The sequence below is a fragment of the Zavarzinella sp. genome (assembly GCA_041399155.1).
Taxonomy (GTDB): domain Bacteria; phylum Planctomycetota; class Planctomycetia; order Gemmatales; family Gemmataceae; genus JAWKTI01.
Map to the genome: position 1 here is coordinate 419,207 of JAWKTI010000002.1, position 24,002 is coordinate 443,208.

19 protein-coding genes are annotated in these 24,002 nt (G+C 49.8%); 3 read left to right on the forward strand and 16 right to left on the reverse strand.

The window, feature by feature from the left end:
* Window positions 1-312: 312 nt before the first annotated feature.
* A complete protein-coding gene (locus R3B84_11815; protein ID MEZ6141247.1) occupies window positions 313-759 on the reverse strand; it encodes an SRPBCC domain-containing protein in 447 nt (148 codons plus the stop codon).
* Between the two features lie 2 nt (window positions 760-761).
* Complete coding sequence (gene aroF / locus R3B84_11820; GenBank protein MEZ6141248.1) at window positions 762-1,778, reverse strand: 3-deoxy-7-phosphoheptulonate synthase; 1,017 nt, start codon at window positions 1,776-1,778, stop codon at window positions 762-764.
* A 123-nt stretch (window positions 1,779-1,901) separates the two neighbouring features.
* Between aroF and R3B84_11825 the strand changes: the two genes are divergently transcribed.
* On the forward strand, window positions 1,902-2,768 hold the full coding sequence (locus R3B84_11825) for a DUF6585 family protein (GenBank protein ID MEZ6141249.1): 867 nt from the start codon (window positions 1,902-1,904) through the stop codon (window positions 2,766-2,768).
* Window positions 2,769-2,779: 11 nt separating this feature from the next.
* On the opposite strand, the gene R3B84_11830 is transcribed toward R3B84_11825, so the two are convergent.
* Both R3B84_11830 and R3B84_11835 read right to left on the reverse strand, forming a co-directional pair.
* Window positions 2,780-3,583 carry a DUF1080 domain-containing protein gene (locus R3B84_11830; GenBank protein MEZ6141250.1) on the reverse strand — a complete coding sequence of 268 codons (804 nt, stop codon included), beginning with the start codon at window positions 3,581-3,583 and terminating at the stop codon, window positions 2,780-2,782.
* 54 nt (window positions 3,584-3,637) lie between these two features.
* On the reverse strand, window positions 3,638-4,504 hold the full coding sequence (locus R3B84_11835) for an alpha/beta hydrolase-fold protein (GenBank protein ID MEZ6141251.1): 867 nt from the start codon (window positions 4,502-4,504) through the stop codon (window positions 3,638-3,640).
* Between the two features lie 147 nt (window positions 4,505-4,651).
* On the opposite strand from R3B84_11835, the gene R3B84_11840 reads away from it, so the two are divergent.
* Window positions 4,652-5,506, forward strand: a complete 855-nt coding sequence (locus tag R3B84_11840) for a tetratricopeptide repeat protein (protein MEZ6141252.1) — start codon at window positions 4,652-4,654, stop codon at window positions 5,504-5,506.
* Between the two features lie 301 nt (window positions 5,507-5,807).
* Here the strand turns inward: R3B84_11840 and R3B84_11845 are convergent, their stop codons facing one another.
* The 9 genes from R3B84_11845 to R3B84_11885 all read right to left on the reverse strand — a co-directional run bounded on the left by R3B84_11845 (window position 5,808) and on the right by R3B84_11885 (window position 20,066).
* Window positions 5,808-6,047, reverse strand: coding sequence for a hypothetical protein (locus R3B84_11845; GenBank protein ID MEZ6141253.1), 240 nt, complete (start codon window positions 6,045-6,047; stop codon window positions 5,808-5,810).
* Window positions 6,048-6,192: 145 nt separating this feature from the next.
* Window positions 6,193-8,550 carry a hypothetical protein gene (locus R3B84_11850; GenBank protein ID MEZ6141254.1) on the reverse strand — a complete coding sequence of 786 codons (2,358 nt, stop codon included), beginning with the start codon at window positions 8,548-8,550 and terminating at the stop codon, window positions 6,193-6,195.
* Between the two features lie 58 nt (window positions 8,551-8,608).
* Window positions 8,609-10,471, reverse strand: coding sequence for a hypothetical protein (locus R3B84_11855; protein ID MEZ6141255.1), 1,863 nt, complete (start codon window positions 10,469-10,471; stop codon window positions 8,609-8,611).
* A 49-nt stretch (window positions 10,472-10,520) separates the two neighbouring features.
* Window positions 10,521-13,094 (reverse strand): type IV pilus assembly protein PilM, encoded by a 2,574-nt coding sequence (gene pilM, locus R3B84_11860; GenBank protein MEZ6141256.1) that lies wholly within the window; start codon window positions 13,092-13,094, stop codon window positions 10,521-10,523.
* Window positions 13,095-13,445: 351 nt separating this feature from the next.
* The gene (locus R3B84_11865; protein MEZ6141257.1) at window positions 13,446-14,108 is read right to left on the reverse strand and encodes a hypothetical protein; all 663 of its coding nucleotides are present in this window, start codon (window positions 14,106-14,108) and stop codon (window positions 13,446-13,448) included.
* A gap of 230 nt (window positions 14,109-14,338) precedes the next feature.
* Window positions 14,339-17,983 (reverse strand): COR domain-containing protein, encoded by a 3,645-nt coding sequence (locus tag R3B84_11870; GenBank protein MEZ6141258.1) that lies wholly within the window; start codon window positions 17,981-17,983, stop codon window positions 14,339-14,341.
* Between the two features lie 33 nt (window positions 17,984-18,016).
* Window positions 18,017-18,733 carry an alpha/beta hydrolase-fold protein gene (locus R3B84_11875; GenBank protein ID MEZ6141259.1) on the reverse strand — a complete coding sequence of 239 codons (717 nt, stop codon included), beginning with the start codon at window positions 18,731-18,733 and terminating at the stop codon, window positions 18,017-18,019.
* Between the two features lie 188 nt (window positions 18,734-18,921).
* Window positions 18,922-19,449 (reverse strand): polymorphic toxin-type HINT domain-containing protein, encoded by a 528-nt coding sequence (locus R3B84_11880; protein ID MEZ6141260.1) that lies wholly within the window; start codon window positions 19,447-19,449, stop codon window positions 18,922-18,924.
* 224 nt (window positions 19,450-19,673) lie between these two features.
* Complete coding sequence (locus R3B84_11885) at window positions 19,674-20,066, reverse strand: hypothetical protein (protein MEZ6141261.1); 393 nt, start codon at window positions 20,064-20,066, stop codon at window positions 19,674-19,676.
* Window positions 20,067-20,279: 213 nt separating this feature from the next.
* Here R3B84_11885 and R3B84_11890 point away from each other — a divergent pair, with 213 nt between their 5' ends.
* Complete coding sequence (locus R3B84_11890) at window positions 20,280-21,779, forward strand: ISKra4 family transposase (protein MEZ6141262.1); 1,500 nt, start codon at window positions 20,280-20,282, stop codon at window positions 21,777-21,779.
* 356 nt (window positions 21,780-22,135) lie between these two features.
* On the opposite strand, the gene R3B84_11895 is transcribed toward R3B84_11890, so the two are convergent.
* The 3 genes from R3B84_11895 to R3B84_11905 are packed head-to-tail and all read right to left on the reverse strand — an operon-like array spanning window position 22,136 to window position 23,389.
* Entirely contained in the window at window positions 22,136-22,420 is a 285-nt protein-coding gene (locus R3B84_11895) for a hypothetical protein (protein ID MEZ6141263.1), read from the reverse strand.
* Between the two features lie 22 nt (window positions 22,421-22,442).
* A complete protein-coding gene (locus R3B84_11900) occupies window positions 22,443-23,051 on the reverse strand; it encodes a polymorphic toxin-type HINT domain-containing protein (GenBank protein MEZ6141264.1) in 609 nt (202 codons plus the stop codon).
* Entirely contained in the window at window positions 23,048-23,389 is a 342-nt protein-coding gene (locus R3B84_11905) for a hypothetical protein (GenBank protein MEZ6141265.1), read from the reverse strand. The genes R3B84_11900 and R3B84_11905 overlap by 4 nt, the downstream gene beginning before the upstream one ends.
* Window positions 23,390-24,002 lie beyond the last annotated feature (613 nt).

Below are 24,002 nucleotides of genomic sequence, written 5' to 3' on the forward strand. Positions count from 1 at the left end.
TAGTATATATACTACAACGACCGACATTTTCCAGAACTACTCACTTCATCGCTTGTTTTAGCAGCAGATCGTTCCGAATTTTGGAAAGCCAGACTTGCTTTTCAATGGATAATGTGCTAGAATCAGTATATATACTGATTCTAGCGACTATAAAATGGCTTGTCTATTTGCGTATGGCTGTGAAGCGAGTTCGGGATTCCACTGCAACAGCATTTTGTTTAGCGACGAGCCTGCGATATTGCCAACAGCGCCAGGGCTGAGCTATCAGGATCTGGATGCGGCGATTACGCCAAAAAACAGATAATCGGATTCTTAATACGTTTGTGTTTTGGTCAGGATGGATCCTAAGCGATCCAGCACCTGTTCATTTGCTGTGGTGCTCAGTTCGCGCATGGCTGCAGCGACAGTCGGGTTTTCAAATTCCTGATGCCAATGTAGCAGCGTTTTGTTTTCGCTAGGAGAAAGAGTCACCGTCAGGCGAAACCAGGGCATCACAATATGTTCAATAACAAGCCGCTCATTGGGTACTAATTCCCGAAAGATGCTGTCGTTTAAGTAATTGGCACCGTTGGGCGCATGCATTGTAAATACCCAGCGTCCTTCAGGCACGAATTCAAACTGAGAGAACGTATTGGTGAAACCCTCAGGTCCCCACCATTGTGCCAGTAAGGCAGGATCTTCAAATGCGCTGTACACCTCTTGTGGGCTGGCATTCAACAGACGTTCTGTCTGCACCGAACAATCAAGTTGTTCTTTCATCCTTAATTCACCATCCGGTTCATGATTGGGGCCATTTCGCGAAGTGAGGTCAGTAACTGCTGAAAACCGACAAAATCGAGCGACTGGGCCCCATCGGACATTGCCTGTTCGGGTGTGGGGTGGATTTCAATCAACAACCCATCCGCACCCGCTGCCAGGGCTGCCTTGGCCATTGCGGGTACGTAGGCTCGTTTCCCTGTCCCATGACTGGGGTCCACAAATATCGGTAAGTGGGAGAGTGCTTTGGCAGGTGGGATCACGGACAGATCCAGCGTATTCCGGCTATGATCGGAAAATGTCCGTACACCACGCTCACAGAGGATCACCTGATAATTCCCACCTGCCAGGATATATTCTGCCGACATCAACCATTCATCCAGAGTGGCACTCATTCCACGTTTCAGCAGAACAGGAACCCGCATCTGCGAAACACGTTTCAGCAACGAATAATTCTGCATGTTTCGGGTGCCAATCTGCACCATATCAATCTGATCTTCAAATGCCGCAGCATGTTCCACATCCATCAGCTCGGTAACAATTCCAATGCCACTTTCCTGCCTTACCCGCTTCAGGATTTCAATTCCTTGCAGGCCCATTCCCTGAAAACTGTAGGGGCTGCTGCGTGGTTTGAACGCGCCCGCCCGCAGGAAATGGACGCCGTTTTCCAGTAGAAAACGGGCCGTATCTGCGATCATCGCTTCATTTTCAACCGAACAGGGACCTGCAATGATCGTGAAATGCTGCGAGCTGATCCTGGACTGTGGAAAATCGATTACAGTATCCGCAGGGTGCATTTCCCGCCCGGTAAGTTTGTACGGTTTGGTCACCCGAATACATTCCTTCACGCCATCCAGGACTTCCAGTTGCCGTGAATCAACCGCACCCGTATTGCCGGTGATTCCAATTGCTGTGCGAGTCGCCCCGGGTAATGGGTGGGGGGTCAGCTCCAGGCGGCAAATTGCTTCTATCACGCGATCAATCTGCTGTTGAGTTGCCTGATTCTGCATCACTACGAGCATGACTTATCCCCACATCGGTGGTGTATGAACTGGTTTCTGTTGGTGTCTTTCAGTAATTCCTGATATTATACTGCCTGATGCGATGAACAAGCCACTGAACAATTACGGCACGGATCGACTTTCATGCAACGACTGAATGATTTGGAAATGCTCCCCGGCTGGCCAGACCACTTGACCGTGGTTATCCAGGAGTTGGGGCTGCCAGAGGAAATTTACTCCATTTCCGAACTCAAAAATCGTCGTCGCCTGATTGCGGGTGCCTTGCTGCTCGTTGCGGCCGCCTTGGGCGGGCTCTACATCTACGTCCAACAGATCGAAAACTCCATTCTGGAGATCATTGCCTGCATCAGCATGGCAATTGCCGGGTTGTCGCTGGTCGGAGTTGCTCGTTCAGAACGTGGCTTGTGGGTGCTGCAATATCCCCATGGATTACTTCGCTGGCAAAACAATGCCCTGATTTCTTTCAATTGGGACGAAGTTGTTTGCCTGCAACTGACTGGTGTGACCCACTGTGGGCCATTTCAGGGCGAAGCGGATGCCAATGGCGAACCACGAAGCGCATGGATCCCGGTGGATCGCTCTGTATCTGCTCTGGTGGGTCCCAGTATGCTGTTAGTCCGTCGAGATGGTGGGCTGGCAATTTTTCCCTCGTCGCTCAACAATTTTGCCACACTGGTGAAAGTGGCTCAACAGCAGACTTTTCAACGTCTCTGGCCAAAGCACCTCGAACAATTCCGCCGGAAAGGGAAGGTGGAATTGGGCGAAATGACCATTCGTCGACGTGGAGTCCAGAGCACCACCAGCGAAATCGACTGGAACCGAATACGTGAAGTATTGATCTGTGGTGGCAACTTTATGATTCAGGACAAAAACCACCACCGCCCGTGGGGAATTGTGCCACTGGAGCGAATTCTGAATCCGCATGTGCTGATGGCATTTATTGCGATGGGAATCTCCCCACGCACCGAACGCCCGACAGCAACACGATAAGTGTCTTCCACTTATTCTTTGGTGGGGGTTTTCAATTCCGACTTTGGTTCTGGTTTCTTGCCCACCAAAGGCTTCAATTCGCGTATCCAGATATTGCGAAACTTGACCGGATTACCGTGGAACTGCAGATTGATCGTACCACGTGGTTCGTGGGGCGTATATGCTGCTGGCCGATCGTAATAAGTGCCTCCCTCGCATTCAAAATGATTCTGCACCACTACCCCATTGTGCAGCACGGTAATTGTAGTCGGCTTGATCAGTTTCTTCTGTTCGTCAAACCGAGCTGATTCAAAAATAATGTCATAGGTCTGCCATTCCCCAGGTCCACGGCTGGCATTTACCATCGGTGGGTTCTGCTTGTAGATGGAAGCACACTGGCCATCAAAATAGGTTTTGTTCTGGAATGAATCGAGAATCTGTACTTCATAACGCCCCATAAAGTAAATGCCGCTGTTTCCACGCCCCTGACCTTCACCTTTCACCTCTGCCGGGGTAGCAAACTCCAAGTGAAACTGGCAATCACCAAACATTTCTTTGGTGGTAATGCCCGATTTTTTGGCGATGGCATAACCATCTTCAATAACCCAGTTTTCACCGTTCTTCCACTGGCTCAAGTCTTTACCATCGAAAAGCACTTTGGCATCAGAAGGTGGCATGCCAACCGTACTGCCAGGCGTTACCACAGGTGGTTCCGGCCAGACAATTCCCGATTTATACTCCCGCTGGGCATACACATTCGTTCGCCACAGATCGTAACACCACATGCTGGCACCAAAGCCAACTGTTACCAGAATTCCAGGCCACCAACGTTTCATCGCATACTCCTTGTTGCATTTCTAATAATTTCAATCAGATTTTCTGAACATTCACTATTTTGCCGTTTTCACTTCATCTCGCCAGAGCCACATCAGTGCTTCCGGCATCGTTTGCCCACCCTGTTTGCCGTTGTGGCCACCATCGCCAAACTCAAAGCGATAATCGTACCGCATATATTTCAGTGCGGCTGCCATTGACAGATTCATCAACGGCCAGGAACCGTGCAGGTTGTCCAGGTCGTTGGCTCCGTCCTGCAGCCAGACACGGATTGGTTTGCGCTGGGTCTTTCGAATCATTCCGGGGTATACATCTCCGCCACGAATGTTGGTAAAACTGCCCACGTGGCTAAGTACCTTGCTGAACAGATCGGGGCGTTCCCATGCAGCGGTAAAGGCACATATGCCGCCTGAACTGATCCCGCAGATGCCACGCCCGGCAGCATCGGTCCGAAGTTTGTATTTCTTGCCCAATTCCTCCAAGATTTCTTTTTCCAGAAACTCAGCGTACTGCGGGGAAAGAGTGTCGTATTCGAAACTGCGATTCCGACGATTTTCACCCCCACCCTCTGCAGAAATATTGCCTGGGTTAATAAATACCGCAATAATGACGGGTAATTTTCCGGCATCGATCAGATTGTCCATCACGATGGGCACGCGGTATTGGCCTTTTGGCTGCTGATACCACTCTCCATCCTGAAAAATCATCACACAGGCCGGTGTACTTCCATCGTACTGTGCGGGAACGTAAGTCCAGTATTTGCGATTGGTTCCCGCAAAAACCTTGCTTTCCCAGATGGCTTCGGTTACCTTCCCTTTGGGTACATTTTCTTTGGGCTCTGCCCATGGACCTGGCTTGTAATCATCAGCAGCAGAAATGATGCCTGAACATGCCAGAAAACAGCAGTAGAACAATGGTTTCATGCAATTACCCTTCGGAAGTTTCTCTATTCTCACAACCATACTCGATGGATGGAAAGAGAGGCAAGAAGATTTTTCCGTAATACAATGGAACTTCTCAATGTATCTAGTGGATACAGGATTGTAATTACCCACCTTGAGGAACATCTGATGACACGAAGTTGGACGATCGCCTTTGTTGCAGTTTACTGGGCAATTCTGGCACACACTGCCGTGGGGGATGATATTTCCACCCAGTTACGTTCTGCCCAGGAGCAATTGAAACTAGGTCAATTCAAAATAGCGCAGGATCATGTGGATGCTGCGCTGAAACTGGATGACAAAAATGCCCAGATCCACTTTATGCAGGGCGAAATTTTCGCTGCGATGCGTAAGCATGATCCTGCGATCAGTGCTTACGAGAAAGCATACCAGTTGGATAACAAAATGATCATCGCCGTCGATCGACGTGGGGGTGAGCAGTTCAAACTGGGTAAAGTGGCAGAATCCATTGTTGATTTTGACCGTTACCTGAAAGTATTTCCTAAACAGGAAGCCGCCCACTGGCGACGTGGGATTTCCTACTACTACGTGAAAAAATTTGCAGAAGGTGCCCGCCAGTTCGACATCGGCCAGGAAGTGTTTGGTGCAGATGTGGAAAATGCATTCTGGTACTGGCTCTGTCTGTGTGGCAAAGATGGTGTACAGAAAGCCAATTCCAAAATCCTGAAGCTCAGCGCACCCGATGCCCGTATTCCAATGATGGACATTTATGCCATGCTGCAAGGCAAAGCTAAGCCCGAAGATGTGATTGTCACAGCTACGAACGCCAAATTAAGTGCGGATGATAAAAACGAGGCAATGTTCTACGCCAACCTCTACGTGGGGCTTTATTACGAAGGCATTGGTAAACCCAAAGAGAGCCTGAAACACATTGAAACTGCTGTCGAAAAATATGTGATTAGCCACTATATGTGGGATGTGGCTAAGGTTCACCATCTGCTGCGTACAGGTAAGAAAGATTAGGGACAATCAGAAGTACCCAATCAAATTTCAAGATTCAACGTACTTCTGTTCGGAATAGAGGCTTGACCTTACTTTGCGTCCCAAACAAATTCTCGTGACACTACTTCGCCATAGCCCACGCTTCATAGTGAATGAAAAGCAGTTTGCGCCCACTGGAGCAATCGGTGCGTAGGAAAAAGCACTCGCAAAAAATGAAATATCTTTCATTTTTGTCAGAATGTCACGCTGTGGGGATTATTTATTAGATGAGTTTAGCCAGAATCGTGAAGGTTGCTTCTGGCGTTAGCTGATCGGAAAGGAATCAGCCTTTGTTGACGAACTCTTTCGCGTCAGCTTCAGTAATCTGCGTGATTGGCTTGCCAAGTTCAGCACTGAGCCAGCTTTGTATCACGGGAGTGTAAGGAAACGTGCCGGCCTTCATTAACTGCAGGAGACGATTGTGACGACGTGCACGCTCTTCCCGCTTGAAGTGGCCATTGCGAATCCGCGATTCTTGTTTTAACCGAAGTCGGAGATTCAAACGATCACGACGAACGCCCATTGTCCCACCTGCAAACTAAAAGTCTATCAATAAGAAAAAACCAAAAAGTTAAGATAGGTTTTCAGTAACAGGCGGCAATGGAATATTAAAAAATTGAAAAAAGTAACAAGGTGTGGTCAGGAGAAAATATCTCGCTCAAGCAGCATCAATCGAAGATGCCCGGTTTTCCACCCATCGGATCGGCAGATTGATTGAGCTTCTGCGTCGCGATGTTGACCTGATTGACCCAGTCGTGCCAGGCTTTTTCCCGCTCTTTGCGAACATCATCGGCAGCATCAACCGCAGCAGTTTGCAGCACCAACTGCCCATCAATCAGCAGCAGCACTTCAGAGGCAGAGGTATCGGTCATGGTTTTCGAGAAACCAGACCCCACAGGTTTGAGGTACTGCGATACTTTGCCACCAGAGATATCGACCGCCAGAATCCGTCGTGGTGCAACCGGTTCGAAGAATACCCCACGTCGCTCGGGATCTTTCTCATCTTTTTTTCGCACGGGCCGAGTGGCACCTTCAGGCGGTGGTCGCAGTTCAAACGTGGTGTAAATCGACGACCACAATGGCAGTGGGGTAAATGATTTTCCGTAAACATACTTGCCACGTTCTGCCACCAGTTCCCCAATCACCCAGTCGCCTACTGGTTCGGTCAAGGTGCCGCTGTTCAGTTTGATGTGGTCGTACCAGCGATGGAACTGCAGCAGTGCCTGACCTTCTTTCAAGTCAGTCACTTTCTGTGGTTCTTTCTTCTCTTCTGCAGAAAGTGGCAGCGGGTTCGAAGTTTTTTCGTTCATCACATACATGTAGCTGGATTGTGGCACCGAAATCACATCTTTCAGTTCAAACCAGTCTGCCGGTGGCAGTTCTTTCATTAATGCATGAGAAGTGATGGATACATCATCTTTGCGACCGAAGTTGGGGTTCTTCAGACGCACCCGCATCCGGTATTCGTACTTGTAACCTTCTTCGATGGTGTTATCGAACACACGAATATACAAGTGGGAAGGTGGGGTGACATTAGTCATGGTCACGCCGGACCCACTGCCTTCCTGGCCACCTGGCATCCCCACACCTGGCCCCATGGGGGATGATGGCAACTGGAAGCTGCCTTCGCCCTGACCATAGTTAAAGGCATCGGAAGGGATCCCACCACCGAGGTTGCCGAAAGAGGGATCTTCGGAAGAATCTTTAAACCACGATTCCGGTGGGCCATTATCTGTTGGCTTGCGGGTGCGGTTATATTGTTCCTGTTGTTTCTTGATGGCATCCGCAATGGTAGACAACTGACACTTCGGATACGTACCAGAAACCTGTTGTGGCAGGCTGGGGGTGGTCAGGCTGGGCTGAATCACCACATAGTAGTAGTCGTTTTCCAGTGCTGCTGGTGCAATACCAAAGCGGAGGAAACGGCTGTTTTCCTTGTAATCAATGTTGGTCCAGTCGGAGACCACCTGAGTGCCACGTTTGGTGCGGCGTTCCAGGTCGATCCCGGCAAATACCGGCATATCGTATGGACGGGTATAGAGATCTTCGGGCTTAGCGTAACGCAGATGCTTGGCAAATTCGCGTAATTGCTCTGCATATGGAAACGAAGCCTGCAGAATCGCCATCCGTTGTGGTTTGATGGTAACTGCCAGTTTGCTGGTGCTGAGGATCTGTTTCAAATCATCAGCAGATTTGACTTCCACATATTCCACGCCATAACGTTGGCCGGAATCGTAGCCAGCATCAGCACCACTGCCACCGAATCCCAGACCACCTTCACCTTCGGGCATGCCGAAGCCTGGGCCACCTGGAGTGGGAGGTGCACCAGGTACACCAGGACCACTACCACTACCCCGTCCTGGGCCACCGATACCGGGACCACTACCGCTGCCCATGCCTGGCCCACCGGGGAATCCAGGGCCACCAATACCTGGGCCACCACCTTCCGGTCCACCTGGGAAGCCACCCGGGAACTGTGGGGGCTGCGGTCGACGGGGCGGGGGTTTACCATTGAACAGATTCTTAATCGCATCTTCTGCTTTTTTCGAAGCAGGTTTTTCGTTTTTCTGTAATTTGACAACCGCCACCTTGGGGTTTTGCCCTGGGGTGAAAATAATGTCTGGTGCGACCAGTTTCAACCAGGCCAGATTCGCCTGTGCTTCCACCAACGATAATACTGGTGGGTTGCGCCGACGACTGTCAGGAGGCAAAGTTGGGTCAAATGGTTGGGTTGCGGGCAAGCCACCTGCGATTTCTGGCAGTTTCACCTGTTCTACAATCGCACCTTTCAGTGGATCAATCGTGACGTTGTCCGATTGCATCTGACTGCGGAGCGTCATAATTTTATTGTTGATTTCCTTAGCATAGGCATCCGGATCCTGATCAGATCCTGAAGTAGCCATCAGGCCAAGTGCCAGAAAAACGACACCCACTACTCCACCGATGCCGAGGAGTAATTTGTCGCCTTTGTCCAGAAACAGCTTGAGGAGTCCATCACCTCCCCCTTTCTTTGCTTTTGCCATCATCTATCTCCTGGTGGGCTAATCCATTCATCACAAGTTCAGTTATCAAAAACCATCAACATTATACACCACCCTTGGGAGCTGGGATTGCCGGCCCTGGGGGCGGTATGGCTGGGCCAGCCGGGGTTTTGGGCAGCGGATTGTTCGGATTGTTATTATCCTTTTGCGTCGCAGGCTCGACATATTTTTCATAGACCGAAGCAATTCCATACACCGAGTATTCTACCAGACTTCCTATGACCGCGTCTTCATCGCGACTGGCAGCATTGCCCAGCCAATCGGAAGAGCCTGTATAACCACCAGAGCCTGGGCCAATCGAACCTGGGCCTTCGCCACGTCCATCCTGATCACCCGGCATCGGTGGCAGAAAACCTTCTCCACCACCTGGAACACCTGGCATGGGGAAGCCTGGGCCACCTTCCGGTGAACCAATACTCCCACCGGGATTGCCATAACTGGAATTGGCACCAATCGAAGAACGGTTGATGCGGGTCCAGTGAGTTTGCACAATTTGCATTCTCAAATCAGAGTTTTCCAGTGCGGCCAGAAAGTCCAGAGTGAACGCCTGATCGACTAACACAGACAAACCAACAGGAATCGCCCGTACCTGTTCTGTGCGGGAAAGATACCGGCGACGTGGCAACATATTGGTGGTGTAGTCACCTACGGCAGCCTGTTGTGCACCTCCAGAACCAGGACCACCTGGGATTCCAGGGCCGCCACCTGGGCCACCAATGCCAACTCCGGCGGGTGCACCACCTGGGCCGGGCATTCCGCTACCCATTCCATCTGCTCCACCAACGGGTGCGGCGGCGGCTTTCTCTGCTTCCGCTTCTTTTTCACTGAATGGAGTCATCTGAAGCTGGGCATTAGCGTGCTTGGCACTTAACTTTGTCAAACTGATTTTGTTCAACTGCTTCACTGGTGCAGTTCGTGGATCGAACACCTGTTCGACCCGCACAATCCTGTTCACACTGCGAAACAGCGAATGCTTCGATTGCACAAAAGGTATTTCCATCGAAGCCAACGAGTCCAGATGGCCCGGTAACTGGGTGCCTTCCACATGGAACTCAAATGGTTTTTCCTGTTCATCATCGGTAAACCAAACATTGAAGATCAGGTCTCGAGTGGCGTTAAACGATTGCAGGCGATTGGTAAGATTAGTCAATCTGCCCTTCAATAACTGTGCCCCACCCATGCCGGCTTCCAAACGCAGATCCAAACGCCAGATTCTGTTGTATACGGTCACATTACGTTCTGTATTCGTGGGTGGGGGATTTGTTAAGCGGTTGGCCATCAGCACTTTAGGTGCGTTGGGTGCCCCTACACGGTGCATGATTGATACATCTTTGTTTACTTTGGCAATTGCCCGCACCACTGCTGCCTGCACGGAAAGATCTTCGCGAGCCAGCCAGATTTCTTCAGAAGATGGCCTCTTGGCCCACTGCATGATTGGGCGATCGAAGGCATACTGCCAGCCACCACCGAATTGTAGTGGGGCAACATCCTTCGCAAGTTGTTCGTAACCTTCAATGAAGCGATCTTTCACAGCATCCGCAAAGGAACTGTCGTTGATTGGATCACCGAATTTTTTCCCAGTAACTTTATTAATCTGTTCTTCACCCAGCGATTCAGGCCAGTAAAACAGGCCGCTTTGCAGCTTGGCCATTTCCTGCCAGCGCTGGTTCCGCAGTTTAAACAGTTCTTCTTTCTGAGCTTCGTGCTGCGCAATCAGTTTTTTCGATTGCGACTGCAGGCTCAGAAATTCCTTTTTGTTTTTGTCGTTTTCTTCAGTCTTGGCGACGATGGTGCTGTCAACGTCTAAAAACACCCCGGCCCAGATCAGAACGATGCCGATGACCACTGCAATGAGCAGTAACCAAAACATCTGCTTTTTCATCTTGTCAGCATTTGCTTTTGCCATGTGTGCTCTACTCCCACGCTGAACAGGTCAGCATGTTTTGGCAATCGGGTTATCTGTATCCACCATTCGGGTCGGTCCCTGCAGGTGCGGCTTCCAGGATTTTGATTTCACGTAACTGGTCGGAAGGTGTCGGTTCTTTCCAGACAAATGTAATGATAAATTCGTATCGGGGCTTTGCTTTGACAGTGGAAAGCGTACTTCCTGAACCAGGCACACCCGGGCCCGGAATTCCAGGTCCACCGGGGCCAGGTATCCCTGGTCCGGGACCACCTGGCATAGGAATGCCTGGAAATCCAGGCGAAGGAGATTCACCACCAGGACCACCTGGTCCTCCGGGAATTGCACCACCAAAGGGACTGCCTGCACCATTGGTGGCACTGCTGCCAATCGGCGTCCAGGGTGGGGCAGCAGGTGCCGCAGCACCGCCACCACCAGGATTGTTGGGGTCGCCACCGGGCATCGCCATGCCTGGGCTGCCACCAGGGCTACCGACGCCACCTGGCATTCCAGGTCCTGCACCCTGTGCGGCTGCGGGACTGATCAAGGAATCGAGCAGGCTGTTGCCGATGTACATGAAACGATCTTTGGCTGGGTTTTTATCTTCCCATACATTGAACATGGTAATGTGGCTGATTTTGCCCAGAATAGGATCGGTTGTGATCGGTTTGCCATCCAGTCCGTTGGGTGCAATCCGACCTTTACTGATCAGATTCCACAGAATCGTATCGCGAATGAAGCGTGCCGTTTCCGAAGTAGGCAGTGGCTTCCAGAAGGTTGAGCCGCGGATTTCAACGATCCAGCCTTCCCCTTCGGGCCGAAGTTCTTCTGCTACTTCTTCGCCAGGTGCCTGATTGTTCGTAATCTTGTCTGCCGGCCACCAATCCTGGGGATAATAATCTGAACCAGGGAAGCGACGGCCAGGTCCGATCTGCTTCAAGTGCAGCTCGCCCATGCGATCATAGACACCTTTCAGATCTTTGGTGTAGCGGGTGTGCACCGTTTCCAGATCGATCATGGCCAGGAACTGGCGAAGATCATCATCGGTCAGTGCGGTTAATGGGTCGATCCCTTTGCCAAGCCGTTCCTGAAACTTCTGAATTGCCCGCACGCCGGTGGGGGGATTGTCTGCACCGACACTCCAATAAGACTGCAATTCCGGTGAGGTCATGTTGCCGTTGGGGCCAGGCACTGGCAGGCAGCCAATAACGAAGCGATTCAGTTCCACCCAGTTGGGGCGTTCTGCCTGACCAGCAATAATCGATTCGACCTGCTTCTGGGTAGCAGCCACTTCTGCTTTGCGGCCTTCAATATTGGTCTTAATCGTACCAACTTCTGTTTTCAGTGGTGCGGTCAGTTTTATTGCTTCTTCGATTTTCTTATCAGTTACCTGCTTGTACGGAATTGAATACCCATATGCCAATACGGTGGAACCAAGCAGCATACTGGCTGCGGCAACCACTGCGTAAGGCTTCTTGGCACGGATTTTTCGCTCCACCGTAATTTCCGGTGGGAGCAGGTTGGTGCCCAGGCGGGCCAGCCCTAAACCTTGCAGTGCCAGACCGTAAGCCACTGGGTAGCTGAGGATATTTTCCTGGAATACCTGCGATTGCTGCACCACCTCGCCTTCCAAACGATCGAATTTGGCAGGTTTTTTAACTTCGATGTTCAGTTTGTCTGCTAGATATTTCTGCAAACCGGGCAGCTTAAAGGCACTGCCCAGGCCCACCATAAAGCTAACGTGGGCATCTTTGTGTGTGCTGGTAAAGTAACCCAGCGAACGGGTCACTTCCCCCACAAATTCACTCAGCACTGGTTTTAGTGATTTCAGAATATTCTGAAGTTCGGGCGATTTGGCTGCGTTGCGCTTCAGGTGCTCTGCTTTCGCGAACGTTAATTTCAAATCGCGAGTCAGTGCGCGGGTAAAGTGGTTGCCACCTAACGGAATAGGACGCTGCCAGATAATCCGGAAGCCGTCTGTAATGACCAGGTTTGAAGCGTCCGTTCCCATGTCCAGGGCAACAGCACATGGCTTTTTGCCCACGGTGGTGGCTGGGGAGGTGTCGCCATCGGCACCACCCCGCTTCAGGATCTCGTAAGTCAGGAAGTTCAGCAGGGCCAGTGGCACCATCTGAATCTGGTGGATTTCGAGTTTCACCTGTTGAAAATGGCCCATGTACCGGCTGATCACGTCGCGTTTCATCGCGAACAGACCGATTTCGGTATCCATCGCGAAACCATCTGCGACGGTGCCTTCGCCAATTTTCTGAAAATCCCACACCACTTCTTCCAGTGGGAAGGGGATCTGCTGGCGGGCTTCAAATTTCACAATGTCGGCAATTTTCTTTTCTTCGACTGGTGGCAGCTTCACAAATCGCGCCAGACCGGACTGTCCGGGTACACCCAACGCCAGAATGTCCCCCTTGGTGGGGTTCCGTGAAATGAACTTTTCCAGTGCGTCCCGTGTCAGTTCATCCGGGTTGGCATCCGGCTGCGACAAAATCTTCGGATGTTCCACGTAATCAAACGCGGTGGCAGTCAATTTGCCATCAATCATCTGCATCCGTACTGCCTTCAGGGCACACTGACCAATGTCGATTCCCCAAACGCCTGGATCTACTGCCATATCAATTCACTCCAAAAGGATGAAACGACGACCCAAAATGTACCGACGATACCCACCAGGTAAACACCTGGCTGCCATTATTAATGTAGGTAAGTTGGCACGTGGGCTAGATGTCCCATCTCATTGATTGTCACCTATTTTCAGGATACAGGAAGCCAGAACATCCAATCCATAAAAATTTAACCGATTTCTCATGATTTGCCAATTGATCGGCCGGTTCAACCCGATCAGTTGGGATGATTTTCGCTATTCGCCCATACAGACTATCATTAGACGGGATAGTTTGTCAACTAACACAACGATTTTGAAGCCAAAACGTTTGTAACGATTTGCAATATTTTGCCAAAAATGTCAATTTTTTAACAAATCAGCCACTGCTTTCTCAATTGCAGCCAAATCATCTGCGGTGGAGCCTTCCGAACGGAATACCCAGCGGTGCCGGATTCGGAAGTCGTTGTACAGCAATACCACAATGTCGTCTTCCGGGCCAAAACCAATCGCCTGCACTTCTGGTGGCACTACAGGTGCTGCAGCACCATCGGGCGTAATCGTGGCGGAAGCCAATCCAACCGTTAATAATTTGGCACCCAAGCCGTTTGCGAATGTTTCCAGTTCGGTCTTTTTTGCGTCGCGGGTTTCATCTTTCCGATATTCATTCGTCAATGTCAGAAAAACCGAATAGGTTCCCAGCCGACTGCGGGCGTGTTTCACAGCCAGTTCATCCTGTTTTTTCAGCAGTTGTACCGTGGGACTATCCGCATCTTTCGGAACTTGCCGCACAAATGTCGCCAGTGTGGGGCGCAACCCATGATCGTTCACCAAATCGTGAAACTTATTCTTGCGATTGTGCACATCTGTTTCGGGAAAACGTGGCTCGCTGATAATGAACGCCGAAAACCCACGAGTAAGGCTACTTCCCACCTGACCTGGTGCGGGGGCAGGTTCCTGAGCAGAGATATTGGCCGCTGCAGCAATTAATATTGTTGAGAATGCAAAAAGTTTTTGAAAATACATGAATTTCTACCCCAGATATACTTTCAGGTTGGCAGGTTTCCCACGGTGCGTCAAGTGTATCTGGCCGGCGAAGTGGTGAGAATTGTATGAAAAGGTCTGCTTGCACCGATCAGCCACCAGAATTGAGATGAAAATGATTGCTTGGAACTACTTTTTGCTGAAAAGATTATCCATTTAGGCGGCAGGATATGTGGACAATTGTATTCTATTAATTTCGAACAACACCCCAATTACCCATGTTCGTGTAGGTGATGTCGCTCACGATAAACTTGAATTACGGCTAATGCGACCGAAGCGACTAAGAAAAAGAGGCAGACAAGGGGGCTCTGGTCTATGAAGAATTGGAGCTTCACAAGGTCTGTAAAGTTCAAAAATACCTTTAAGGAGGGGAGCATCGCTGTCGCCGCCGCAGTAGAAACGCATATGTAGATTAGGATTTTCGGCCAGTTAGCGGACCTCCACGCATAACGCGTTTGAACGATGTATACAACAGCGAACGCCACTGATGCGATCAATAACAATACGGCCACCTTTTGGTTAGCTCCGAACAGGTACATTGCGGCAAGCACCGATACGACGATAGCAGCAACAATTGGACCGACGAGTGCTGACCACCACGGCTTTATCGGTGGGCGTTTCCCAAAAGGATCCTCGTTGTGATTGCCACTATTGATGATGTTTTTTGCTTGCGTTCTTGCGCTTTTGCCGATTGCGCTACCTGCCATCGTACCAGAGTTGTTCACGGTGATGTTGTTCACATCCCCTTCTTGCGGCTGGTGGTTGATCGTGACTGGCCCATGGATTTTGAAATTAGTTCCACCACTGTCGCGTGCAGCCAATAGTTCCTCCTCTTTATCAGAGAAACGATGCGGTTCTGGGCCGATGCCGGCAAGGAGACGATTGATTTCAAATCGACTGTTGCTCCCAGGAAAAGTCACTTGCTTTACTCCGTCGCTTTCCAGGGAACACAAGAACTCAAAATCAAAAGCAGCGTCGGGACATTCAGGCACTTCGACCGGCACTTTCAAATAAACATCAGTGCCGACCTGAAGATTGTTGAGATCATGAACTTTAGCGAAGTGTTCTCGTGCGATCGCCAACGCACTTCGGCGATTCGCTTCAGGACCTCGCACTGTAATTCCGATACGACGGTCATGTTGTTGCACTTTAACCAACACTTCGCACTCTTGAATCGCCAGCACAACTCCATTGAGCCACAAGATGCGCGGGTTGGTAAGGTGTTGGTGGGCAAGAACCACGAAGCGAGGAAGTAGGCCACGGTTTGGTGTTTGATGGTACTCGTAGCGGAATCTAAGCAGTCCTTTCTCTGCCCAACCGGGTAGATTCGGTTCTGCCACGTCCGACCGATTCGGCACGAGGTAAGTCTTCGCAGTAAGTGGAAGGCGAAATGCCAGTCCGAACCGCTCCATCATTTCGATAATAAAGGGCCACCGCTCTGGCTTGTAATCACTTGGATTCAGACCGGTGAGTAACTTGCCCAACTGATCTGCAACGAACTCACCGTTAGCTTGCCCGACATCCGGGTGGGTGAGAATACGGTAGACTGCAGCGGTAAGCCAGTTCGGATCAAGCAGTGTGGTATCGTTGAGTGTCACGACTATGCCGATGCGGTCGAGGAGTGTAAGCAGGTTTTCCTGTTCTGCTCGTTCATGCACCCCAGCACTGCGGCATTTCTTACGGTAGGTTTCCCGTGTGAGGATTGACGAGCGTCGTGCCGTTATTGCTAACTGTTCCTTCACTTGAAAGTAGCTGGCGGGGAATTGATCACGGACATGCGGCAATTCGGTACGTATCACTTCCACGATGGACTTACGCAGTTCAGCAATTCCGCATCCATAATATTTCTTTTCGCATGATGTGCGAAGGAACCGCTTGATTGCTGGATGCTCACGCTGGAGTCGTGCTTCGTCGATTTTTAGTTGCTGGTCACCTTCACTCTTATTGATCACGACAATGACGGGAACTTCTTCTATCGTTCGAGAACGGATCGAACGAAGCCAAGCTACTAGGTTTGTTTCTTGCTCATTCTCGTTCTCTTTCCGTGCCGAGAGTACAATCAGGTATAATGAGCGCGCGGTAAGGAAAAACTGGTGGGTTTCTGCGAGCACCTGCTGCCCACCGAAATCCCAAACGTTCAGCTTTAGTGGTGTTTTCCCAGTAATGTGCTTCTCCATATACCAACTCTGAACATCCACACCCTCTTCGATTGCAACACCGGGGGTCTTCGCAGTTTCTGTGCAAGGTGTATTGCGGATGAGATAGTTTACAAGCGACGTTTTTCCGACGGCCTCGTTGCCGACGAGGATTAGCTTCGCTTCATTAAGAGTTCGCTTTTCCTCTTTGCTCAATCTTGCAAAATAATCCCGAATAGCAGAGACCTTAACAAAGTCCCGCACAAACTCCTTTGGGATCGTCAGATTTTTACACCCTTCCACGTGTAGCAAGGTGAGGTTGGTGAGTCTGTCAGCGATGGCCTTCACCCCAGCGTCAGCGACCTTTGTACTGCTGAGATCGAGGCTATTGAGGTTGGTGAGTCTGTCGGCGATGGCCTTCACCCCAGCGTCAGCGACCTTTGTACCGCTGAGGTGTAGCGTGGTGAGATTGGTGAGCCTTTCTGCGATGACCTTCACCCCAGCGTCAGCGACCTTCGTACCGCTGAGGTGTAACGTGGTGAGATTGGTGAGCCTTTCTGCGACGGCCTTCACCCCATCGTCTGTGACCTGTGTATTGGTGAGGTGTAGCTTGGTAAGACTGGTGAGCCTTTCTGCAATGGCCTTCACCCCAACGTCCGTGACCTGTGTATTGGTGAGGTCTAGGTTGGTAAGACTAGTGAGCTGGGTGGCAATTTTCTTCACCCCAACGTCCGTGAACTTTGTACCGCTGAGGTCTAACGAGGTGAGGTTGATGAGCTGCTCTGCGATGACCTTTACCCCATCGTCAGTGACCTGGGTATGGGTGAGGACTAGGTTAGTAAGACTGGCGAGCTGCTCTGCAATGACCTTTACACCAGCGTCAGTGACTTGCCCGCCCCAGAGAGTGAGGCTGGTAAGGTTGGTGAGTTTGTCGGCGATGGCCTTCACCCCATCGTCAGTGACAAGTGTACCGCCGAGGAATAGCGTACTGAGATTGCTGAGCCTTTCTGCGATTGCTTTTACCCCAGCGTCAGTGACTTGCCCGCCCCAGACAGTGAGGCTACTGAGGTTGGTGAGTTTGTCGGCGATTGCTTTCATCACATCATCAGTGAGCTCGCTCCAGAGAGAGAGTCTACAGAGGTTGGTGAGCCTGTCTGCGATCGCCTTCAACCCGTTTACCGTAACTTTCTCAGCCCAGAGAGTGAGGCTGTTAAGGTTGGTGAGCCTGTCTGCGATCGCCTTCAAGCCAACGTCCGTAACCTGCTCCCCCCAAAGATCGAGGATGCTGAGTTTGCTGAGCCGATTGGCGATGGCATCTACCCCAACGTCCGTGATCTGCGCTCTTTCGAGGTAGAGGCTAGTGAGGTTGGTGAGCCGGTTGGCGATGGCATCTACCCCAACGTCTGTCACCTTCTGGGTTTGCGTCATGTTCAGAGTCGTAAGTGCAGAGAGTTTTTCACTGATGAGAATAAGGTCCGCATCATTGACTGATTCTGCATACAAATGTCTGAGATTGGGCAAACAACAAGCAAACTGGACAATGACAGATGTTGGTACAACCTTCAATACGACTCTGAGGCTTACAACTTGATGAAGGTCGTTGGCAACTTCTAATAGTGTTGCCCAGTTTTGGTCTGTCATTTCATAGCAACTTAAATCTAAGTCTTTACCAGAAGTGGCATGGTAAGCTGCCAAGATTTGGTCAATTTGTTTGGTAGGCATGGAATTCACACAAAAGGAATCTAAATTTCGCTACTACTTTTTGCTGTGGCTGAGGAGCCAGGTGTACAATTCGGCAGTGCCGTAGGCTTTATCCCACGAATTGTGGCCCACTCCAGGGTATTCCGTGTACTTGGGTTCTGCTTTGGCTTCTTTCAGTGCGGCAATCATCTGCTGCGAAAGTTTCACATTCACTGCTTTATCGGCATCACCATGGAAGCACCAGCATGGAATATCTTTGATCTTCGAAGCTGCCTTGGGATCTCCACCACCGCAGACGGGGGCGATTGCTGCCCAGCGTTCGGGGTGGGCGGCGGCCAGACTCCAGGTGCCAAAGCCACCCATCGACAGGCCAGTCAGGTAGGTGCGTTTGGGATCGCCATTAAACTCTTTGGTCACTTCGTCCAGAATTGCCAGAGCCCGTTTGGCATCTTTGGAACCCGCACGCCAGGTGCGTTCCTGCGATTGTGGGAAAATAGTAATGAACGGGAAAGTTTTTTCCTGCTTGCGGATGGCATTCCCCAGACCAGTTTTGGCCTGTTTTAAGCCATCGGTACCTGTTTCGCCCGATCCGTGCAGAAACAGAATCACCGGGGCGGGCTTATTTTTGTCCAGTTCGTGGGGCACAAACAGCACATATTTGGCCATTTTGCCATCTGCATCTTTGAATTCGCGATTCAAAAAGCCGGTGGTATCTGCACCCAGAAGCATGGGAGCACCTGCCAGAAAAAGAACAAGTGATAATTGACGCATGGAGAGCCTCGAGAAAGTTGTGAATCTGGAACAAGGCACCTTCGTGCCTATTTACTTTGTAGCCAAAGTTGGTCAATCGACAGTCCATTTGGGTGGGAAAAGCGAACCACTTTCGAAATTGCCCCGCTGGTGCCCACGATCTGGAAGGTGGTTGCGGGCATGCCACGTTCATACTTCGCATTGTGGGCTCAGATGCTCAAGCCCCAGGTGGGGTCGCCGACGAAGTAGGTGTGGTAGTCGCTGATGCGGAAGTTATAACCCGTTTCGACTTCGCAACTGTCGGCCACGCCTTCGACAGGCAGATACTGTTGATCCTCCGTCTGTAGCAGGTCCCCGGGCTGCAGGAACTTCGCGGGCACCCACCCCTGATCTTGCACATAAAACGGATGCTCGGCCGTGGTGCGGATGATCCTGCCACCCAAATGCAGATTCAGAATCGGGGCAACGCGAATGAATACTTCTTCAACCGCTTTTGCTTCAATCCCGCCGTTCGGATCGAATTCGTCTTGCGACAGTAACAGATCGCCTATAGCAATCCCGTCGGCTCTCATACTGCCAGTTGGCGTCCGCAAAGGCGTATCGCCCTTGAAGCAGGTGTTGGCGAAAGCAGCGTTGAGCGTGCCCCCGAGTGCGGTGGCTGCAATGAACTGGAACCAACTGAAATCCTGCTGATCCCCACGGCGGATGGCGTTGGACTGGTAGGCCAGGTCGAGCATGGCCCACTCGCATCAGTGGAATGCGTAGATTGTATACCTAATTATCAAAGATCTACCAGGGCACTATCCATGAAGCTGCCCCTTAGTGTTTGGGCGTTGTTTTTGCTGAATAAAACTCAACCAGCAAGGGTGCTCTTTTCAAGCCCTATTGGAAGCTACAGCAGATAATGGCACATCATACCCCATTCAGGGCTTGTTTTTGCGCACCACAGCGATCGCACCCGTCATGTCTCATAAATGTCATACTGAATCCTATTTTGCTCTTCTACAGAAGTCGGAGTATACTTTTCTAAGGAATCCAGCTTGGATAAGCAGAATCGCTCAGGTGAATCATCTTTAACGTCGAACACAAAAATTGTACCATCGTACGCAGAACTTACAAATTTCCCAGATGTATATGATATATCAATGGATGTTAATGGATTACTTGATATGGACACTTGCTTGGTGATACGACCAGTTTTGCAGTTAAAATATTGTAACATACCGTTCATATCTGGCACTAGAAGAATAGATGTGTCGAGAAAGCAAGCGCGTTCAATTAGTGGAGACTCATCAGATGCCTCTGCTTCATCAATTGCAGTGCAAAAATACTGAGGAACTCGAGGATCAGTCATTGCCATTCTACGTGACCATCTTGTAACTTCGAAGTTATGCATATTAATTACTGAGCAATCATATGGTGGGATTCCGCCAGTAGCACTTAAATAAGAGTGCAACCGGTCATTCGGGAGGGTTGGGTGACTGATTTAGCAAATTGGGGTGTAAAAAGATGGGTCTTTCTGCGATATCAGGGGTTCTAACAACCAAACATCGCAGGAGACCCAATAATGATTATCCCAGACACATCTTCTTCAATCAACCCCAACTTCCTGTTTGGCCTATTTGATCGACTCGCATCAGAAGTCAATCGTGCTGTACAGGAATGCATGCCGATTCGTGATTTCGAGCAACATGTTCAACAATCGGTTGCTCAAATTGGCGCTTCAGCAATCTCGTTGTACCTGGAAATGCTTGGCGATGGCGACTTGGGAGATAAGATCCAGACAGAAACTGGTGAAGTGCTTCATCGCAGCGAAGAACCCCGACAACGGTCCATCCGAACGATCTTTGGTGAGCATCAGTTTGAGCAGTATGTTTATGGCGTTGATCTTGGCCGCAAGATTGATTTGTATCCTGTGGATGTCATGATTCAGATGCCAGCCAACACATATTCGCCGTGGTTTCGCGAGGTAATGCATTATCTCAGTACAAAGATGTCGTATCAGGAATCATCAGATGTGATTTCTTTGTTGTATCTGCAAAAGAGTCCGGTCGATACTCTGGAACGAAATATCCACAATCTGAGTGAATCTGCAGAACAGTTTCTGAATGAGATCCCAATTCCTGCACCAACAGCAGAGGGAAAGATTCTGGTGGTGAGTGCCGATGCCAAAGGAGTCCCCATGGTTCGCAAGACGAAGGCGATTCCAGCGTTTGATCAACGGTATTTTCCTGGTAATCGGCGTATGGCGACGCTGGCGACCGTATATTCCGTGAATGAATATTTTCGAACGGCTGAAGAGATTGTCGCAGCGTTATTTCGAGAAAACTCGAATCGTGAGGAGAAACGCCCCGAACCGGTGGGCAAAGTGGTTGCGGGATTTTTGTCGCAATGTGATGCGGAGGGGGTGCTGATCAGAGGCACGCACCACGCGATGGTGTGGGCAGCAGAACAGGTCGAACGTCGCCACCAATCAGGTCAGCCTTTGGTACGGCTGATGGATGGTCAGACCAGTTTGTGGGAAGCATCTGATGTCAATTTCGATTCATACGAAACAATTGATATCCTGGATATCATTCATGTTGCCAGTTATGTGTGGGATGCGGCAAAAGTGTTTGAGTCTCACCGTGAACATCAGGAAGCGTTTGCTCGAGACCGCCTATTGAGAATCCTGAAGGGAGATGTGAAAAGTGTGGTTTCGGGAATCCGTCAGAAAGCGACAAAAAGCGAATTGAAAGCAGAAAAGTTAAAGAAGATTAATCAGGTTTGCAACTACTTTGAAAAGAACTACCACCGGATGAGATATGACAGCTATTTGCAGCAGGGGCTGCCGATTGCAACCGGGGTGATTGAAGGGGCTTGTCGGCACCTGGTGATGGATCGAATGTGCCGCACGGGAATGCGCTGGAAAACGAAAGGAGCCCAGGCAATGCTACACGCCCGAGCAATTGATCTGGCAGGTCGAACTAGAGAATTTCATATTTACCTGGCTAACCAGGAATACCAAAGAACAAACAGGTTCCGCAAACAGCTCAATCTATCCCACTTATTACCCTTGCCCGGATGACCGGTTGCGCTCCTTAAATAAGAGCCACAAGGACTAAATGTTATGCCTTGTACAATAAAATTAAACATAAACTGAATAGGAACAATGAAATATTTATTGTTAATAATCTTAAAAACTCTTATACATGAATTCTTAAGCCCGCTAAAGCTAGCAAAAATATGGTCGCCCGAAGGATGCACTGCGTATGAATTAACAGCATCCTGCTTCCATCGCTGTACTCGTTCGCGAGAATTTAAGTCAAACACTTCTGTTGTTTGTGTGCGAAAGTTTGAAGCGATAATCTGATTTCCAGTCTTTGAGAACATCGCAGCGGAATAGCCATCTTCAATAGTATTACCTTTACCGATTTGAAAAAGCTATTTGCCTGATGCTGCCTCAAATGCAGTCAATTTCTTTGCACGACCAACACAGATCACTATGGGTTTTTCAGAGTGATATGCTAAATCATAGTAGCGAATACGAGGATTGTTATTGGTTTCAGAATGATGCTGCCAGACAAGCTCTGGTTCTGATGTGTTTTCTATTCGCCATGTTGCAATACGATCTTGTTCGCCATAAATTGCTGTGAGATACACACCACACGGTGAAAGACGCACTTTAGCTATTGGTGAATGAGTATGTATTTTTGTAGTTTTTTTCATATAATAAACCAATTTTTAATATCTAGAGTTTTGGAAATAGCTTGCTAATATATGTGCCAAAACCTGGATCTTGGGGCCCTGTGAACGAGTATCTTACTTTACTTTGAGGCAGATTCATCATTATCCTGCTTGATCCTTTTCCTGAAAATGAGTTTTCGCATCCTTTGCAAGGCTTAAACTCTGTATAAATTCCTTTAATGTATTTGTTTGGTTTCTCTTGCACATAACGCGGAAGTTTATTAAATGCATCCTTTTCAGCATGGTACCCGTACCGCACAGCTCGACCATATACATGTTTGATCGTTCCATTTTTAGTTATATATCTTATGACCGCAATATTAGTATCCTTTGAAAAAATGTTGTTCGTTACCCTATACTTTGCTGCCATTTTACTCAAACTTCGGCCGTCATTGGCTCTTACTTGTTTGCCATAATTATGTGCCCAGACGCCGAAGCCCCAGGTGGGGTCGCCGACGAAGTAGGTGTGGTAGTCGCTGATGCGGAAGTTGTAAACCGTTTCGACTTCGCCACTATCAGCCACGCCTTCGACAGGCAGATACTGTTGATCCTCCGACTGTAGCAGGTCGCCGGGCTGCAGGAACTTCGCGGGCACCCACCCCTGATCTTTCACATAAACGGATGCTCGGCCGTGGTGCGGATGATCCTGCCACCCACAAGCAGATTCAGAATCGGGGCAACGCGAATGAATACTTCTTCAACCGCTTTTGCTTCAATGCCACCGTTCGGATCGAATTCGTCTTGCGAAAGCAACAGATCGCCAAGAGCAATCTCATCAGCCCTCATACTGCCAGTAGACGTCCGCAAAGGCGTATCGCCCGTGAAGCAGGTGTTGGCGAAGGCGGCGTTGAGCGTGCCACCAAGGGCGGTGGCGAATACGAACTGAAACCAATTGAAATCCTGCTGATCACCACGTCGGATGGCATTCGACTGGTAGGCAAGATCGAGCATGCCCGCCGCAAACGCTCCTGTGGCGAAATTAAAGGTGTGGCGGACCAGGCATGTTCAGTTTTCGCCCTGGATTCCCGCCTACGAGAGAATGACGGATTTCAGTATTACTTCGCGTCTTTGTGGCTTGGCGTGAGAATGTTGTAAGAAATTCCCTTGCTAGCGCTGCGGGCTATGAAGGCAAGAAAACAAAAGCAAACCGCGGCTCACGATGCAATTTCCGGCGTTCTTGCGACTCGGGGCGGCAAAGCAGATTTCCGTCGCTGACGCTTCCGGCTCGTGATCCCAAAGTGCGGTTACAGGGAAATCCTGTCCCGTGGTGAGGTTCCGGTCATTAGAAACGAATTGTCGGACAACTTCACCACAGGGCAGTACTTGTATCGTTTTTCGAGTTGTCAAAGACCAGTTCAAAGCATGGACTTAATTCCATGCACATATAATATATCCTCGTGCCTGCCGATTTTGGCAATTTTTTTCTCGATAAGACGACTTTTTGCCAAAATTTGCCGTTGTAACTGCTTATTCGGTATCGACTTGCGTCAAATGAAACTTTTTTGTGAATTTTTGCAAAATTGATATCACCTTCGTAGACCAAGTGTCGCTATGGTGGAATTGA